Annotated in this window: 17 protein-coding genes; 9 read left to right on the top strand and 8 right to left on the bottom strand. The window is 69.1% G+C overall.

Annotated features, from left to right (window positions below; translation table 11 throughout):
* The first annotated feature begins 96 nt into the window (after positions 1-96).
* Together BJY22_RS13880 and BJY22_RS13875 are read left to right on the top strand one after the other, a co-directional pair.
* Complete coding sequence (locus tag BJY22_RS13880; protein ID WP_167206864.1) at positions 97-552, top strand: MarR family winged helix-turn-helix transcriptional regulator; 456 nt, start codon at positions 97-99, stop codon at positions 550-552.
* The gene (locus BJY22_RS13875) at positions 545-1,564 is read left to right on the top strand and encodes an alpha/beta fold hydrolase (RefSeq protein WP_167206862.1); all 1,020 of its coding nucleotides are present in this window, start codon (positions 545-547) and stop codon (positions 1,562-1,564) included. Before BJY22_RS13880 ends, BJY22_RS13875 begins: the two co-directional genes overlap by 8 nt.
* Here the strand turns inward: BJY22_RS13875 and ilvA are convergent.
* Positions 1,557-2,759 carry a threonine ammonia-lyase gene (ilvA, locus tag BJY22_RS13870; RefSeq protein ID WP_167206860.1) on the bottom strand — a complete coding sequence of 401 codons (1,203 nt, stop codon included), beginning with the start codon at positions 2,757-2,759 and terminating at the stop codon, positions 1,557-1,559. The genes BJY22_RS13875 and ilvA overlap by 8 nt on opposite strands.
* A gap of 53 nt (positions 2,760-2,812) precedes the next feature.
* Between ilvA and BJY22_RS13865 the strand changes: the two genes are divergently transcribed.
* Entirely contained in the window at positions 2,813-3,967 is a 1,155-nt protein-coding gene (locus BJY22_RS13865) for an aminoglycoside phosphotransferase family protein (protein WP_167206858.1), read from the top strand.
* Here BJY22_RS13865 and BJY22_RS13860 read toward each other — a convergent pair.
* The 6 genes from BJY22_RS13860 to BJY22_RS13835 form a co-directional block, all read right to left on the bottom strand.
* Positions 3,947-4,675: a hypothetical protein gene (locus BJY22_RS13860; RefSeq protein ID WP_167206856.1), complete on the bottom strand. Its 729-nt coding sequence runs from the start codon at positions 4,673-4,675 to the stop codon at positions 3,947-3,949. The genes BJY22_RS13865 and BJY22_RS13860 overlap by 21 nt on opposite strands.
* Positions 4,676-4,761: 86 nt before the next feature.
* Entirely contained in the window at positions 4,762-5,805 is a 1,044-nt protein-coding gene (locus BJY22_RS13855; protein WP_167206854.1) for a hypothetical protein, read from the bottom strand.
* A 67-nt stretch (positions 5,806-5,872) separates the two neighbouring features.
* On the bottom strand, positions 5,873-6,676 hold the full coding sequence (locus BJY22_RS13850) for an ABC transporter permease (RefSeq protein WP_167206852.1): 804 nt from the start codon (positions 6,674-6,676) through the stop codon (positions 5,873-5,875).
* Entirely contained in the window at positions 6,676-7,458 is a 783-nt protein-coding gene (locus BJY22_RS13845; RefSeq protein WP_167206850.1) for an ABC transporter permease, read from the bottom strand. Before BJY22_RS13845 ends, BJY22_RS13850 begins: the two co-directional genes overlap by 1 nt.
* A gap of 1 nt (position 7,459) precedes the next feature.
* Entirely contained in the window at positions 7,460-8,407 is a 948-nt protein-coding gene (locus tag BJY22_RS13840; RefSeq protein ID WP_337758641.1) for an ABC transporter ATP-binding protein, read from the bottom strand.
* Between the two features lie 10 nt (positions 8,408-8,417).
* A complete protein-coding gene (locus BJY22_RS13835) occupies positions 8,418-9,215 on the bottom strand; it encodes a MerR family transcriptional regulator (protein ID WP_167206846.1) in 798 nt (265 codons plus the stop codon).
* A gap of 58 nt (positions 9,216-9,273) precedes the next feature.
* On the opposite strand from BJY22_RS13835, the gene BJY22_RS13830 reads away from it, so the two are divergent.
* Positions 9,274-10,521, top strand: coding sequence for an amidohydrolase family protein (locus BJY22_RS13830; protein WP_167206844.1), 1,248 nt, complete (start codon positions 9,274-9,276; stop codon positions 10,519-10,521).
* Positions 10,522-10,527: 6 nt separating this feature from the next.
* Here the strand turns inward: BJY22_RS13830 and BJY22_RS13825 are convergent, their stop codons facing one another.
* Entirely contained in the window at positions 10,528-11,256 is a 729-nt protein-coding gene (locus BJY22_RS13825; protein ID WP_167206842.1) for an SDR family NAD(P)-dependent oxidoreductase, read from the bottom strand.
* A gap of 154 nt (positions 11,257-11,410) precedes the next feature.
* Between BJY22_RS13825 and BJY22_RS13820 the strand changes: the two genes are divergently transcribed.
* The 5 genes from BJY22_RS13820 (at position 11,411) to BJY22_RS13800 (ending at position 15,450) form a co-directional block, all read left to right on the top strand.
* A complete protein-coding gene (locus BJY22_RS13820; protein ID WP_167206840.1) occupies positions 11,411-12,016 on the top strand; it encodes a MarR family winged helix-turn-helix transcriptional regulator in 606 nt (201 codons plus the stop codon).
* Entirely contained in the window at positions 12,013-13,626 is a 1,614-nt protein-coding gene (locus tag BJY22_RS13815) for an MDR family MFS transporter (RefSeq protein ID WP_167206838.1), read from the top strand. Before BJY22_RS13820 ends, BJY22_RS13815 begins: the two co-directional genes overlap by 4 nt.
* A 199-nt stretch (positions 13,627-13,825) precedes the next feature.
* Positions 13,826-14,419, top strand: coding sequence for a hypothetical protein (locus BJY22_RS13810; RefSeq protein WP_167206836.1), 594 nt, complete (start codon positions 13,826-13,828; stop codon positions 14,417-14,419).
* Positions 14,416-14,721, top strand: a complete 306-nt coding sequence (locus BJY22_RS13805) for a hypothetical protein (RefSeq protein WP_167206834.1) — start codon at positions 14,416-14,418, stop codon at positions 14,719-14,721. Before BJY22_RS13810 ends, BJY22_RS13805 begins: the two co-directional genes overlap by 4 nt.
* Positions 14,722-14,871: 150 nt before the next feature.
* Positions 14,872-15,450 carry a hypothetical protein gene (locus BJY22_RS13800; RefSeq protein WP_167206832.1) on the top strand — a complete coding sequence of 193 codons (579 nt, stop codon included), beginning with the start codon at positions 14,872-14,874 and terminating at the stop codon, positions 15,448-15,450.
* Positions 15,451-15,453: the final 3 nt, after the last annotated feature.

Raw genomic sequence — 15,453 nt, 5'->3', positions numbered from 1 at the left:
TCGGTCACGAGCAGAGACTATTGCATGCACATGCATCTAATGTCTAGGCATTAAATGCGCTTGCATAGGATGCGCGTGCATGCTATGGTCGGCGACATGACCGCTATGAAGGTCAGCGGTGGGACTGGTGAAACCACCGCCGATGCCAGTGCCGATGTGCGGGAGTGGCGCGAGCTGCTTGCCCGGCATGCGGACCTGACCTGTGCGCTCGACCGGGCGCTGCAGGCCGGCCATTCGCTGGGCATGAGTGAGTACGAGGTCCTCGAGCGGCTCGCCGAGCTGCCGGAGCACTCCGCGAAGGTCGCGACGATCGCCAAGTCCGTGCACCTGAGCCAGAGCGCGCTGTCCCGCGTGATCGGCCGTCTGGAAGTAGCCGGTCTGGTCGAGCGGCACATGTGCCCGGAGGACCGGCGCGCGATCAACGTCCGGCTGACCGACGAGGGCCTGCAGCGCCAGGCCGAGGCCCAGCCGACCCAGCGCCAGGTGCTGGCCCAGCGGCTGCACGCCCCGCTGATCAAGACCTGTGAGCCCGTACCCTCGGTGGATGCCTGAGTCGTACGACGAAGCCCGCGCGGTCATCGCGGACCTGCAGCGCATCGTGACGCCCAACGGCGTCCAGGAGAACTTCCAGCTGCGCGCCGGCGGCGTCGACCACTGGGTCTACGCCCGCGGCCAGGACCGCTCGAACCCGGTGATCTTCTTCGTCCACGGCGGACCGGCGTCGCCGCTCGCGCCGACGGCCTGGCAGTTCCAGCGGCCGATCGAGGAGTACTTCACGGTCGTCACCTACGACCAGCGGGCCGCCGGGCGCACCCTGCGCACGGTCGACCCCGGCGCCATCGCGGACACCCTCACGATCGCGCAGTACGTCGCCGACGCGATCGAGCTCGCGGAGCAGGTCCGGGAGCGGTACGGCGTACCGAAACTCGTCCTGATCGGCCACAGCTGGGGCACGATCATCGCCACCCGGGCCGCGCTCGACCGGCCCGACCTGTTCCACGCGTACGTCGGTGTCGGCCAGGTCGTCGACGCCCGCGCCAACGAGCGGCTGTGCTTCGAGTACGCGCTCGACCAGGCGCGGGAGCACAACCACACCGAGGCACTCGAGCAGCTCGGGTCGATCGCGCCGTATCCGGGTGACAAGCCGGTGACGCGCGAGCGGATCATCGTCGCGCGGCAGTGGGCGCAGTACCGCGGCGGACTCTCGGCGTACCGCGACGACTCGCTGTACTTCTTCGGGGCGCCGGAGTTGTCGCCGGAGTACACGGTCGAGGAGACCGAGACCATTGGCGAGGGCAACGAATTCACGTTGGGCCGGGTGCTGGACGAGATGCTGGCCGTCGACTTCACCGGTGTGACGCAGTTCCCGATCCCGGTGCTGATGTTCCTCGGGCGGCACGACTACACCACGCCGGCCCAGCCACCCGCGGAGTGGATCGCAGCCGTCGAGGCGCCGTACAAGCAGGCGATCTGGTTCGAGCACTCGGCGCACCTGGCCCCCTGGGAGGAGCCGGGCAAGTTCCTGGTCAGTCTGCTGACCTACGTACGGCCGCTGGTCAGTTGAGCGTGTAGGTGTAGCCGTTGGCGACGAGGCCCGCGAGAAGTCGCTCGCGATGGTCCTCGCCGCGGAGCTCGACCTGCAGCGCGACCTCGACCTCTTCGAGGCTGAGCGTCTCCGAGATCCGTTCGTGCAGGACCTCGATGATGTTCGCGTCCAGGGCGGCGACCTGGGTCAGCAGCGTCGCCAGACCGCCCGGTGTGTCGGGGATCCGGACCCGCAGCGACAGGTACCGTCCGGCCGCCGCCATCCCCTGGCGGATCACGCGCATCAGCAGCAGCGGGTCGATGTTGCCGCCCGACAGCACCACGACGACCGGTGGCGTGAACCGCTTCGGCTCGTCGAGTACGGCGGCCACCGCGGCGGCACCCGCCGGCTCGAGCACCAGCTTCGCGCGTTCGAGCACCAGCAGGACGGCCTTCGACAACGAGTCCTCGCCGACCGTTCGCACGTCCGCGACGTACCGCTGGACCGTCTCGAACGGCACGATGCCCGGCAACCCGACCGCGATCCCGTCCGCCATCGTGGCCATCCGCTCGAGCTGCACCGGCTCCCCTGCCGCCAGCGAGGCCGGGTACGCCGCCGCGCCGGACGCCTGCACACCGACGACCTCGATCGGCCGGCCGTCGCGCTGCATCGCCGACGCGATCCCGGCGAGCAGTCCGCCTCCACCGGTCGGTACGACGACGGTCCGGACCTGCGGGCACTGCTCGACGATCTCGAGCCCGGTGGTGGCCTGCCCGGCGACGATGTCGGGGTGGTCGAACGGATGGATCAGCACCGCACCGGTCTCGGCCTCGAACGCGCGCGCCGCGGTCAGGCAGTCGTCGATCGACGTACCGACGAAACGGATCTCCGCGCCGTACGCCCGGGTCGCCTTCTCCTTCGGGATCGGGGCGCCGTTCGGCATGAAAACGGTTGCCTTGATACCGAGCAGCTGCGCGGCCAGCGCGACGCCCTGGGCGTGGTTTCCGGCACTCGCCGCGACCACGCCGCGGCGGCGTTCGGCCTTGGACAGCCGCGCCATCCGCACGTAGGCGCCGCGCAGCTTGAACGAGCCGGTCCGCTGCAGGTTCTCGCACTTCAGGAAGACGTCGCCGCCGACCAGCTGGCTCAACCACCGCGAGTACTCCAACGGCGTCGGCGCCACCACGTCGTGCAACAGGTCGGCCGCCCGCGCCACATCCTTGGCCTCGATCACGGCATCACCCTAGTCAGAAAAAGCGGTTGCGGCCGGAACATACGCTGCTGCCCATGGATGTCACGGCTGTCCTCGCCGGCCAGGATCTCGAACTCGAGCTCGAAGTACCGGACGGGATCTGGTTCCCCGACGTCGAGCCCACGCAGCGCGCGCTCCGCGAGCAGCACGGGATCGAAGCCGTCGTCCTGACATGCGTCGCGGACGATCCGATCACGTACCTGATGGCGCCGATCGGCGCCGGCGTGAGCACGTCCGACCTGACTCCTTGGGCGCGGACCGAGTGGTACGGCGAAGCGCTGCCGTGGATCGATCAGCACGTGACCGCGAACGGCCCGTGGACACAGGTCAAATCCTGGGGTCTGTCCAACGTCCTGCGCATCCCGACCACCGACGGCGATGTCTACTTCAAGGCGCTGTCATCGGCGTCCACCCGGCCGGATGCACTGCCGTTCCTGTTCGCGAACGAACCGCTGTTCCTGCAGCGAGCTTCGGCTGCCCGCCCCGGCGACGTTCCGGCGCCCTTGGCCGTCGACGAGCAGCGAGCCTGGATGCTGCTGCCCGACCTCGGTACGCCGCTCGCGGACGACAGCGACGTCGCGGTCTGGATCGATGCTGTGCGCAACCATGCGCGACTGCAGCTGAGCTACGCCGCGGACCCCGAACGGCTGCTGACCTACAGCTGCTCCGACCGACGGCTCGCCGTCCTCGACACCGCACTCGACCACCTGCTCGAGCCGAACGTCCTGACGCAGCAGCTGGACACGACCGATCAGGCCCGGTTGCCGGACCGCGCGAAACAGTTGCGTAAGGCAATCAGCGAGCTAGCGGCGATCGGTGTGCCGGAAACGCTCCTGCACGGGGATCTGCACCCGTGGAACCTGGCGGTGCGGGACGGAACGGTGCTCGCGTTCGACTGGACCGACGCGGCGCTGGCGCATCCGTTCCTGGACCTGGTGACGTTCGTGAAGGAAGAGCTTCCGCTGTCGGCAGATCCGCGGGTGCGGGACGCCTACCTGAGCGAGTGGGAGGAGTACGCCGCGCCGACCGACTTGCGCCGCGCGCTGACGCTGGCCGAGGAGCTGGGCACGCTCTACCAGACCATCACGTACCTGCATCTGGTCGATCACCTCTCCGGGCCGAGCAGAAAGGCCATCCTCGGCGGCGGCTCGGTGTGGCTGCGGAAGCTGTTAGCGGTGCAGGACCACTAGCTGGTTGCGCATCCCGCGGCGGACCGGTGGGTCCAGGTGGTGGTCCCATTCCGGGTGGCGCTCGCCGCGGAGCACCGCGTAGTACGCGAGCGCCTCGGACAGGGCGGCTTCGCGCAGGTAGCCGCGGGCGAGTGGCTGCTTGCCGCGGCCGTTCGGCCGGGGACGGCTCTCGTACGCCGCGTTCGCCGTGAAGATGCCGAGGCCGTAGAAGACCGTGATCAGGTCGGTCAGCGGCTCGTGGTCGGGCCGGCGCGCGAGCGAGATCCGGCCGCCGCCGAGCAGTAGTTCGTGGCCGGCCTCGTGGGCGTAGATCGCGGCCAGCGCGACCGGATCGGCCATCAGCGCCGGGGCGAGCTGGATCTGGTTCTGCCCGTCGCCGCGGATCCAGCGGCCGTGCGGTTCCTTCACCACCAGGCGATTCACGGCACGTCGTCCGCCGTTCAGCTCGAAGCTCAGCGCGCACTGGCCGGGCCGGAGATCCATCCGGTCGTCGACACGTGCACACAACTCGATCGCGGCGGCCGTGCTGCCGTCGTACCCGTCCGGGATGACGTCGGCGGGCACCGCGATCGGGCGGAGCAGGACGTCGCGGCCGAACTCGGCCACCAGCCAGTCCATCGACGAGCGGATCCAGCGGCGGCTGCCACCCGGCAACCGCTCGCGGGGCGCCTTCAACTGGGACCGCAGCTGCTGACTTCGCCTGATCATTCCGATCGGATTCCTCACCCGCCGGATCATGCCTGTCCGACGCGGCGGCAAACGTCACGGTTCCGCAGCGTCACCACAGGTTGACATCAGGTCAGCGGTGCGCCCTCCTGGATCGACGCGATCTCGGCGTCCTTCACCAGCGACGCGAGCCGGGCGAAGGTGCGGATCCGGACGGCCCGGTCGAGCTCGGTGGGCATCACCGGCAGCATCGTCTCCGGCCACAGCAGATGCCGCCGGAAGCAGTACGCCGCCAACGCGTCCGAGGCGCCGCGCTCCCCAAGATAGCCCAGCGTCTGCAGCTCCGAACGCCGCCCGGGCACCCGCTCGACCGCCTGGTTGGCCAGGAAGATCCCGAACCCGTGGAACACCGCGAACAGATCGGTCAGCGCCTCGGCGTCCGGCCGGGTCCGGTCGATCAGGTGATAACCCCACAGCACCTCGTGCCCGAGCTCGTGGGCGACAGCGGCAACCACCGCCGCCGGGTCGGCCGGCGTGCTCGCCGACAACATCACCGCGGTGCCCTGGTGGCCACCGGTCCGCAGGTCCAGCCACGCGGCACGCGAACCGCTTCCGGCCGGCGCCGACCAGGTCGCCTCGGCGTGCGCACAAAACTCGGCGCGGTGGACCGGATCGGTTTCCTGGAGGATCGCCGTACTGCGTTTCAGCTCGGCCGCGTGCTCGCGCTCGGCCAGCACCGCGATCTCGGCGGCATGGCCCGCGGCGGCCAGCGCGCCGACATCGGCCGGCGTCATCGTTGCCCGGAGCCCCGAAATCGCGAGCAGGTCGTGGGACTGCTCGGCGTTCAGCCGGTGCACGGCCGCGCTGCGGGCGGCGGCGCGGACCTCCTCCATCCGGAAGCTGAACCGGATCCGGTCGTCCGGCACCTCCATCCAGGCGCAGACCTTCAGGCAGAGTTCGCGGGCGGCGCGCTCCGAGCCGTCGTACCCGGCGGGCACGAAGCCGCTCGGCAGCACCGGCGGGCGGCGCAGCGGTGCGGCCCCGAACCGGTCGATCAGCCAGTCCAGCGAGTCCTCGATCCACTGCTCCGGCCCACCGGGCAGCAGGACCTTCGGGCCGTACAGCTGCTCTCGATGTCGTTGCCGGCGGCGCCAAGCACCGATCAGATTCATACCCGGACTGACGCGGTCGTCCGGGGCGCCGTTCCATCGGTCATGTTGCGGCTGGATCACCAACCCGCTACTTCAGCAGCAGCTTGCCCAGGCGGCGGGAGGCGACGTACATGCCGAAGGTGCCCATCGCGGCCAGGTAGAGCGCGTTGACCACGAGGGACCAGCTGACGTTGCCGGTGCTGAAGGCGCGCTCGAGGACGACGCCCTGGTAGAGCGGCGTGATCTCGACCAGCCAGCGGATCGCGCCGGGGTAGGTCTCGACCGGGTAGAACGTCGCCGAGAACAGGAACATCGGCATGATCGCCAGCTGCACGAACTCGAAGTCCTGCCAGCTGCGCATGAACGTGGTCAGCGCCATCCCGGCGCCCGCGAACGCGAACCCGATCAGCACCGAGGCCGGCAGCGCGAGCAATGCCCACCACGACGTGATCAGCCCCATGATCAGCATCACCACGATGAACATCGCCGAGTAGATCGCCCCGCGCAGCAGCGCCCAGGTGACCTCGCCGGTCGCCACGTCCCACGGCCGCAGCGGCGTCGCGAGGATCGAGTCGTACAGCTTGGCGTACTTCATCCGGAAGAAGATGTTGTACGTCGAGTCGAAGATCGCGCCGTTCATCGCGGAGCTGGCGAGCATCGCCGGCGCGACGAACGCGGCGTACGCGATCGTCGTACCGTCGGACAAGGTGAACGAGCCGACCAGCTGGGCGACGCCGACACCGATCGAGAGCAGGTAGAACACCGGCTCGAAGAACCCGGACAGGAACACCACCCACGAGCGGCGGTAGAGCAGGAAGTTCCGCTCGACGAGATGCCGGCCCCCACCGAGCCGCACCGGGACCGGAAGGACACGTGCTGCAATCGTCGCCATCAGCCGATCAGCCTTTTCGTGAAGCCGCGGACGGCGAGCCAGGTGCCGACGAGGAACCACGCCAGCAGGTAGACCAGGTTGCCGAGCGCGAGCCACGGGTTCACCGTGCCGAGGCTCAGGCTGCGGGACAGGTCGACCGCGTGCCACAGCGGGCTCACGTACGCGAGCCACTCGATCCAGTTCGGCAGCTGCGACACCGGGAAGAACGCCCCGGAGAACAGGAACGCCGGTACGACGCCGAAGCGGAACACCATCGCGAAACCGGAGTCGTTCTCCAGCGTGGTCGCGTACGCCGCGATCGGACTGGCGACCGCCATCCCGACCAGCAGCGACACCGGCAACCCGAGCACACCGAGCGGCGACTTCAGCCCGCCGAACAGCGCGATGATCACCAGGAACACCGTGCACGAGCTCAGCACCCGGAAGGCGATGAACCCGAGCTGCCCGTACACCACGTCCGCCGGCCGTAGCGGTGTCGCGATCATCGAGTGGTAGAACTTCTGCCACTTCAGTCCGCTCATCACCGGGTACGTCGCCTCGCCGACCGCGATCTGCAGCGCGGTCGAGGCGAGCAGCCCCGGCGCGATGAACTGCAGGTAGCTGACGCCGCCGAGCGCGCCGGTCCCGTTGCTGTCCACGAACGAGCCGAGCCCGATCCCCATCGCGGCCAGGTAGAGCATCGGCAGCAGGAAGCTGCTGATCATCGTGCCCTTCCAGGTCCGCTTGTAGACGGTCAGCCAGTAGTCGAACATCCGGCGACCGTTCTCCACGGCAAGCGCCATGTCAGTCCACCAACGTCCGGCCGGTGAGGCGCAAGAACACGTCCTCCAACGTGGAGCGGCGTACCAGAACGGCGGCCGGCTCCAGGCCGCGCTCGTGCACTGCGGCGACCGCACGCTCACCGTCGTCGGTGTAGAGCAGCAGCCGGTCCGGCAGTACTTCGATGCGCTGGGCAAGATCCTCGACCTTGCCGGCCAGCGCGTCGTGGTCGGCGAGCATCACGTCCGGCCCGAACCGCAGCTCGGTCACCTCACGCGTCGAGTAGTCGCGGATCAGGGCGGCCGGTGACCCCTCGGCCGCGATCTGCCCGCCGTCCATCACCACGAGGCGGTCGCACAGCTGCTCGGCCTCGTCCATGTAGTGGGTGGTGATGATCAACGTGACGCCGGCCTGTTTGAGCCGGAACAGCTTGTCCCACAGCAGATGCCGCGCCTGCGGGTCGAGGCCGGTGGTCGGCTCGTCGAGCAGCAGCAGGTCCGGCTTGCTGACCAGCGAGCGCGCGATCGTCAGCCGGCGCTTCATCCCGCCGGACAGCTCGTCGACCTTGACCTTCGCCTTCTCGGTGAGCGCGACGAACTCGAGCAGCTCGTCCGCGCGCGTGCGGCACTCGGCCCGGCTGAGACCGAAGTACCGGCCGTAGATCGTCAGGTTCTCCCGGACGGTGAGCTCGGTGTCGAGGGTGTCGTCCTGCGGGCAGACGCCGAGCCGGGCCCGGATCGCCGGGCCGTCGGTCGCCGGGTCCAGGCCGAGGATCCGCAGCGTGCCGCCGCTGATCGGTGAGACCGCGCCGATCATCCGCATCGTCGACGACTTGCCCGCGCCGTTCGGCCCGAGGAAGCCGAACGCCTCGCCGCGCCAGACGTCCAGGTCGATCCCGCGGACCGCCTCGAAGTCGCCGTACGACTTGCGCAGGTCGCGGACGTGGACCAGAGACTCCCGCTGCTCACTCACCTGCCCGACACTAGACGCCCTCGCGGACAGTTTTCCTGTCGTTTTGGACATATCCGAGCCGCTGTACGGCGTACGCGCGCACTCCGGCCGCCAGCCATTCGACCAGTTCGCCGTCCACCAGCTCGATGATCGCCCGCTGGTCGGCGTTCTCGACGATCAGATCCCCGAGCGCGTAGTACGACTCCGGTGTCGCCGGCCAGAGCTCCAGGACCCCCTGGTAGTGCTGCCCGATCAGCTCCAGCGCCTCGCTCGAGTCCGGCTGCACACCGCGATTCCTCGCAGAGGCCATCCGCAGCAACAACCGCCGGCCCTCGTCGCCCAGCCGTTCGTAGTCCTCCCGGGTCCAGCCGTCCGTCTCCCGCACCGCCTTCTCGAAGCCGTCCGCGGCGCATTCCCCGAACCTCTCGGCCAGCTCGTCCCGCAGCCGCGACCGCGCCGCGGTCAATCCGGTGAAGAACTCCGCGTCGGGCACCGCCTCGTCCCCGGACAACGCGGCGATCGTCCGATCGACCGCACCGAGCATGTCGTCCAGGCGGCGACGCTCCCGCACCAACTGCTCGCGATGCCCGTGCAGCGCGGCGATCTCGTCGTCCTGCTCGTCCAGGATCCGCGCGATCGACGGCAGCGGTACGCCGAGTTCGCGGAGCAGGAGGATCCGTTGCAGGCGGAGGAGCTCGGGCCGGCCGTAGTACCGGTAGCCGTTCGCGGCGACACGGCCGGGTGGGAGCAGGCCGATGGCGTCGTAGTGCCGCAAGGTCCGCACCGAGACACCGGCGAGCCGCGCCAGCTCGCTGACCGTGCGCTCCACGACACCTCCGGAAATCGGGTTGGAGTATGACGTTACGTCACCCTTTAGCGTCCGCGACATGGCACTCACGATCCTGAACACCCGACTGATCGACCGGGGTACGACGCTGCCCGCGGACTGCCTGCGGGTCGCGAACGGTCGCATCGTGTCGATCGGCGGCCCGCGGATCGCGCAGCCGGACGACGTCCGCGTCGATGCCTCGGGCGCGACGCTGCTCCCCGGTCTGATCGACTCGCACGTCCACCTGGCGCCGGGCAGTACTCAGCTCGCGGCGACGTACGGCGTGACCACGCAACTCGACATGTTCAGCATGCCGGAGGTGATGGCGCAGGAGATGCCGCGCTCGGCGTTCTTCACGTCAGGCATCGGCGCGACCGCTCCGGGCGGGCACCCGACGATCGCGTTTCCACCGTTCCCTTACGTGACGGGGCCGGAGGACGCGAAGCGGTTCGTCGCGGACCGGATCGCCGAGGGCGCCGACCACCTCAAGCTGATCTACGACGACGGCTCCGGTCTGATGCTCGACCTGCCGACGCTGGACGCACACACTGTGCAGGCGCTGACCGACGAGGCGCATGCGCACGGGCTCACGGTGGTAGCGCATGTGTCGACGGCAGCTGCTGCGGTGACGGTCGTCGAATGCGGCGTCGACGTACTCGCACACGTCCCGTCGGACCTCCTGTCTCCCGCGGACATCGAGGCCCTGGCAGATGTAGCTGTCATCGCGACGCTGGGCGTTGTCGGGGACGGGTTCAACGGTCCGTCCGGGCAGCTGCCGTTGCTGGACGAACCAGAGCTGGTGGCACGCATGTCGGCGCGCTGGCGGCAACTGCTGGTCGACCAGTCCCGTCGCTGGATGCCACCGGAGCCGCCGGACAGTACTACTGCCCGCGTCAACACGCTGGCGTTGCAGAAGGCCGGAGTACGTGTGCTGGCTGGGACGGACGCGCCTAACCCCGGTCTGGTGTTCGGAGCGTCGCTACATCGGGAGCTGGTTCATCTAGTCACTGCTGGACTCAGTCCGGCCGAGGCGCTCGTGGCCGCCACCAATGCACCCGCTGAGGTCTTCAGGCTGACCGACCGCGGCCGCCTGGCAGTCGGCGCTCGCGCTGACCTCCTGCTGGTCGACGGGGACCCACTGGTCGACATCACTGCTACCCAACGCATCCGGCACACCTGGACAGCCGGCGAGCCGGTACTGCCCGAGCAGTACGCCGGAAGCGACCTGGAGCTGGCCGGGCTTCGCTTCCTGGGTGAAACGACTGCCCGGATCATGGCGCGACTGAAGGAGCAGTGGCCCGTCTGATCCGGGTCAGCCGCGGCCGACGTACGGCATGCCGGCCGCCATCACGGTCAGGGTCGGCACGGCGACCGACGTCGGGAGCTCCGCGATCCGCACCACGAAGTCGGCGACGATCTTCGGGTCGAACGTCGGCTCGGCCGCGATCGAACCGTCCGGCTGGAGCACGCCCTGCTCCATCCGGGCCGTCATCGCGGTCGCGGCGTTGCCGATGTCGATCTGGCAGGCGGTGATGCCGTGTGCGCGCCCCTCCAACTCGAGGCTCTTCGTCAGGCCGGTGACGGCATGCTTGCTCGCGGTGTAGGCGATCCCCTGCGGCCGCGGTACGTGCGCGGAGATCGACCCGTTGTTGATGATCCGCCCGCCCTTCGGGTCCTGCCGCAGCATCACGTCGTACGCCGCCTGCGCGCACAGGAACGACCCGGTCAGATTGGTGTCCACGACCCGCCGCCAGTCCTCCTCACGCACGTCCTGCACCGCCGCGGCCGGCGCCCCGGTGCCCGCGTTGTTCACGAGTACGTCGACGCGCTCGAGTCCCCCGAAGAAGCGCCGTACCGCGTCCCCGTCAACCACGTCCAGCACGACGTACTCGACCTGCCCGCCACCGAGCGCGGCCGTCTCCTTCAGCTTCTCCTCGGTCCGCCCGGTCACCCACACCCGGAACCCGGCCGCCGCCAGCGCGAGCGCCATCTCCCGCCCGAGCCCCGAACCGCCGCCGGTCACCACCGCAACTCGCGTCACGAATCGCACCTCTCCGCCGTCGAATACCTGGGGCAGATTCTCCTCCACTGCGAAGAGTGACGATCCGGCGACCAAGAGCAAATAAGTGGCGGCTCACTTGGACACCTTGGAAATTCATTTGCATGCATCACGCAAGCATGTATATGCTTGCAGCATGCAAGTAAACGACGCGTACGCTCCACAGACCCCGATCGAGGGTGTGATGCACGCGTTCACGCGGATCGGGCGCCGGCTGAGGGCCAAGCAGCCCGGCGACACGATCGACCACAGCGCGCATGTCGTGCTGTTCGCCCTGCGGTGCAACGGCGCACTGCGACTGTCCGATCTCGCCGCGCGGCTGGAGCTCGACGCCTCCACCGCGAGCCGGCACGTCCGGTCCCTGGAGCAGCTCGGCCTGGTCCGACGCTCCCCCGACCCGGACGACGGCCGCGCCTTCCGGGTCGAGCTGACCGAGCAGGGCGTCGAGCAGTGGGAGGACAACGCCCGCCGCCGGATGGAGCTGCTCAGCGCCGCGATGGAGGGCTGGTCCGACGACGAAGTACAGACCTTCGAGCGGCTGATGACCCGCTTCGCGGACGGCGTCGCCGCCCTGACCGAAGCCCCCAGCAGCGCCGCCTGGGCCGACAAGGGCTGGGCCGCGGTCGCCCCGCGACTGCGCCGCCCCACCGCCCCGGCAGAGCGCAGTACCGACAACTCCACGGCCGACGGTGACCCTGCCGCCCGTGCGAACACCGACAACAACCTGGAGAGCACCAGATGAGCACCACAGAGCCCGCCACCGCCGGCGGCGCTGCTTCACCGACCGACGGTGGTCCCAACTACCTGTCCCACAAGCAGATCATGGTCATCCTCGGCGGGCTGATGGCCGGCATGTTCCTCGCTGCTCTCGACCAGAGCATCGTGGGTACGGCACTGCCGCAGATCGTCAGCGAGTTCAACAGCCTGGACAAGCTGTCCTGGGTCGTCACGGCGTACCTGCTGACCTCGACCGCCTCCACCCCGCTGTGGGGCAAGATCTCCGACCTCTACGGCCGCCGCCCGCTGTTCATCGCGGCGATCGTCACGTTCCTCGCCGGCTCGGTGCTGTCCGCGCTCGCGCAGAACATCGAGATGCTGATCGGCTTCCGGGCCGTCCAGGGTCTGGGCGCCGGCGGTCTGATGTCACTGGCGTTCGCCACCATCGGCGACGTGATCCCGCCGCGTGAGCGCGGCAAGTACATGGGGTACTTCGGTGCCGTCTTCGGTCTGTCCTCGGTGGCCGGCCCGCTGCTCGGCGGTCTGCTCACCGACGGTCCGGGCTGGCGCTGGATCTTCTGGATCAACCTGCCGATCGGCCTGGTCGCCCTGGGCGTCGTCGCCGCCGTGCTGAAGCTCCCGCACGTGAAGCGCTCGCACAAGATCGACTACCTCGGGGCCAGCACGGTCGCCGCGGCGGTCACCTCGCTGCTGCTGGCGGTCTCGTGGAGCGGCCCGAGCAACGGCTGGGGCAACGGCACCACGATCGCGCTGCTGGCCGGCTCCGTCGTGCTGGCGGTCGCGTTCGTCGTCATCGAACTGCGGGTGGCCGAGCCGATCATCCCGATGGACCTGTTCAAGGGCCGGATCTTCTCCGGGTACGCCGGATACGCCTTCCTGCTCGGTTTCGCGATGTTCGGCGCGCTGATCTTCCTGCCGCTGTACCTGCAGGCCGTCAAGGACATGTCCCCGACCCGGTCCGGCCTGGCGCTGCTGCCGATGATCGTCGGTATCTTCTCCGCCTCGATCCCGAGCGGACAGCTGATGAGCAAGACCGGCCGGTACAAGATCTACCCGATCGTCTCCGCGGTCCTGGTCAGCGGCGCGATGCTGCTGCTGTCCACGCTGAGCATGAACACGCCGTACTGGCAGCTGGCGATCTACATGTTCGTGATGGGCTCCGGCCTGGGGCTGTCGATGCAGATCACGGTCACCGCCGCGCAGAACAGCGTGCCCCGGCAGCACATGGGCAGCGCGACCTCGACGATGACCTTCTTCCGCTCGATGGGCGGCGCGATCGGCACCGCGGTGTACGGCGCCGTACTGACCAGCCGGCTGAAGGACCACCTGGCCGACATCGTCCCGCACGCCACGCAACAGATGGTCGACGGGCTGGCCAAGGCGGCCAACAGCGTCGAGGCGCTGCACCAGCTGAAGGAGCCGATGAAGGGCTGGGCGCTGCACGGTCTGGTCGACGCCATGGGCGACGTGTTCCTGGTCTCGCTGCCGTTCCTGGCCATCGCGCTGATCATCGCGGTGATCACGCCGGAGCAGCGGCTGGCCGGACGCGAGGACGGCCCGAAGGCCGAGGGCGACGACTCGGTGGAGTCGTCGGCCGCCGCGGCCATGCACTGAAACCTGCACCGAACAGGCACCGGACCGGTACTGGCCGCTTGACCGAACCGATACCGAACGACGGTTGACCTACCCGACAGCCGCCCTGGGAAGCTTCCCGGGGCGGCTGTTCTTCTGCTGTCCACGAGCAGGACGTCCGCCTGACCCCTCCGAGGACTTAGTTTCGACACGTACCGCGACGACAGGGACTACCGCAGGGATGAAGACACTTGACCGGCCGCTGGACGACGACGACCGCGCGATGGCCGACATCGCCGAGGTCCGCGACTGGCGACGCCTGAGTGGCCCGCAGTCGGGCGCGACCGGACCGGTTCCGGTCCGGCGCCTGATCCGCCGGGTCAAGTCCGCGACGAACTGGAAGCCGTGGCCGATCAGCCGCCGGACGGTGATCGACGACCAGCTCGACGGCTGGGGCTTCCTGACCCGCCGGAAGACCGAGCTCGCCGTGTACGACGACCAGGTGCTGCCGCACAGCCCGTTCAGCGGCTGGGTCGCGTTCGCGATCGAGGCCTGGGACGTCGACGCGGCGGCGGCGGGGCTGGACGAGCACTGGCCGGCGAAATTCAACCTCGCCTGCCGGCACTGGGGACAGCCTTCGTACGTCGGAGTAGACAGCAAGATCGGATTCGACGACGACTGGGCACCCGGCGCGGGCAGCGGACGCCGGCACCTGGCCGTCTGGACGCCGCCGGGCGCGGAGATCCATCTGTACAGCAACAAGCCGACTCTGAAGCCTCTGTCCGTGTCGGTCGGCATCAACTATGTGGTCTACCTCAACGAGGAGGGGTCGTGACGACAGCATCACCCGAGGTCCAGGAACGCCGGAGGGGCCGGGAGTCCGGCCGGGACGCGCTCGCGAACCAGGGCGACCGGCCGCCGACCCTTTCCCCCGACGTCGTGCTGAGCATCTCGCGCGGCGGCGCGCAGGCGGCCGCACCGAGTGTCAGCAACGATCTGAGCCAGCAGTTCCGGGCCGGCCTGCCGCCGCAGGTGGCGCCGGGACAGGCACGAACCGCCGACACCGGCGAACGTCGGACGACCGGTGGCGCGCCGGGTCTTTCGGCCGGCAAGGACACCGGCGGACACAGCAAGTAGGCCGCTTCCGGCCCCGCTCAGGCGTTCCGGTCTGGGCCGGGACCGGCTCTGTCCGGTCGTTCTGTTGTGCCCGGCAACGGCGCCGAAATGACCCAGACGGGTTCTAGGGTTTCGACCACAGGCAGCAAGGACGAAGGGGATGCACCCCGCATGAAAATCAAGGACAGGCCGCTCGACGCGGACGCCCGTGCGATGGCCGATCTCGCAGAGGTGGAGGACTGGGCGAAGATCGCCGGCCCCGACACCGGTGAGACCGGGTACGAGGTCGTCAAGGCCCTGGTGCAGCGGGTCAGCGCCGCGACCGGCTGGAAGCCGTGGCAGGACGAGCCGGGCACGAGCTACGACAACGTCCAGTCATGGGGCTTCGAGACATCGCGGGGCACGACCATGATCGTGTTCCCCGGTCTGGTCTTCGCCGACGTCCAGGACAGCGGCTGGTCGGCGTCCGACCTGCAGCCCGAGGACATCCCGGCCGCCGAGGCCGGTCTCGACGCGCACTGGCCGGATGCCTTCGCCCTGGGCGTGAAGCTCTGGGGTCCGCCGATCTGGGCCAGCGACTACCGGAACCCGAACTTCGAGGACGAGTTCTGGCCGGGTGCGGGCTTCGACCGGCGGCACCTGTCGATCTGGCCGCGGCCGGGCGCCAACATCTTTCTCTACAGCGACCGGCCGACCGTGGACCCGTTGTCCCCGACCGTCGGGATCAACTACACCGTCTATCTCGACTAGGAG

Origin of the sequence: Kribbella shirazensis, from assembly GCF_011761605.1 — a bacterium.
GTDB lineage: Bacteria > Actinomycetota > Actinomycetes > Propionibacteriales > Kribbellaceae > Kribbella > Kribbella shirazensis.
The sequence above is the reverse complement of the archived record's forward strand: the minus strand, read 5'-3'. Positions and strand labels throughout refer to the sequence as shown.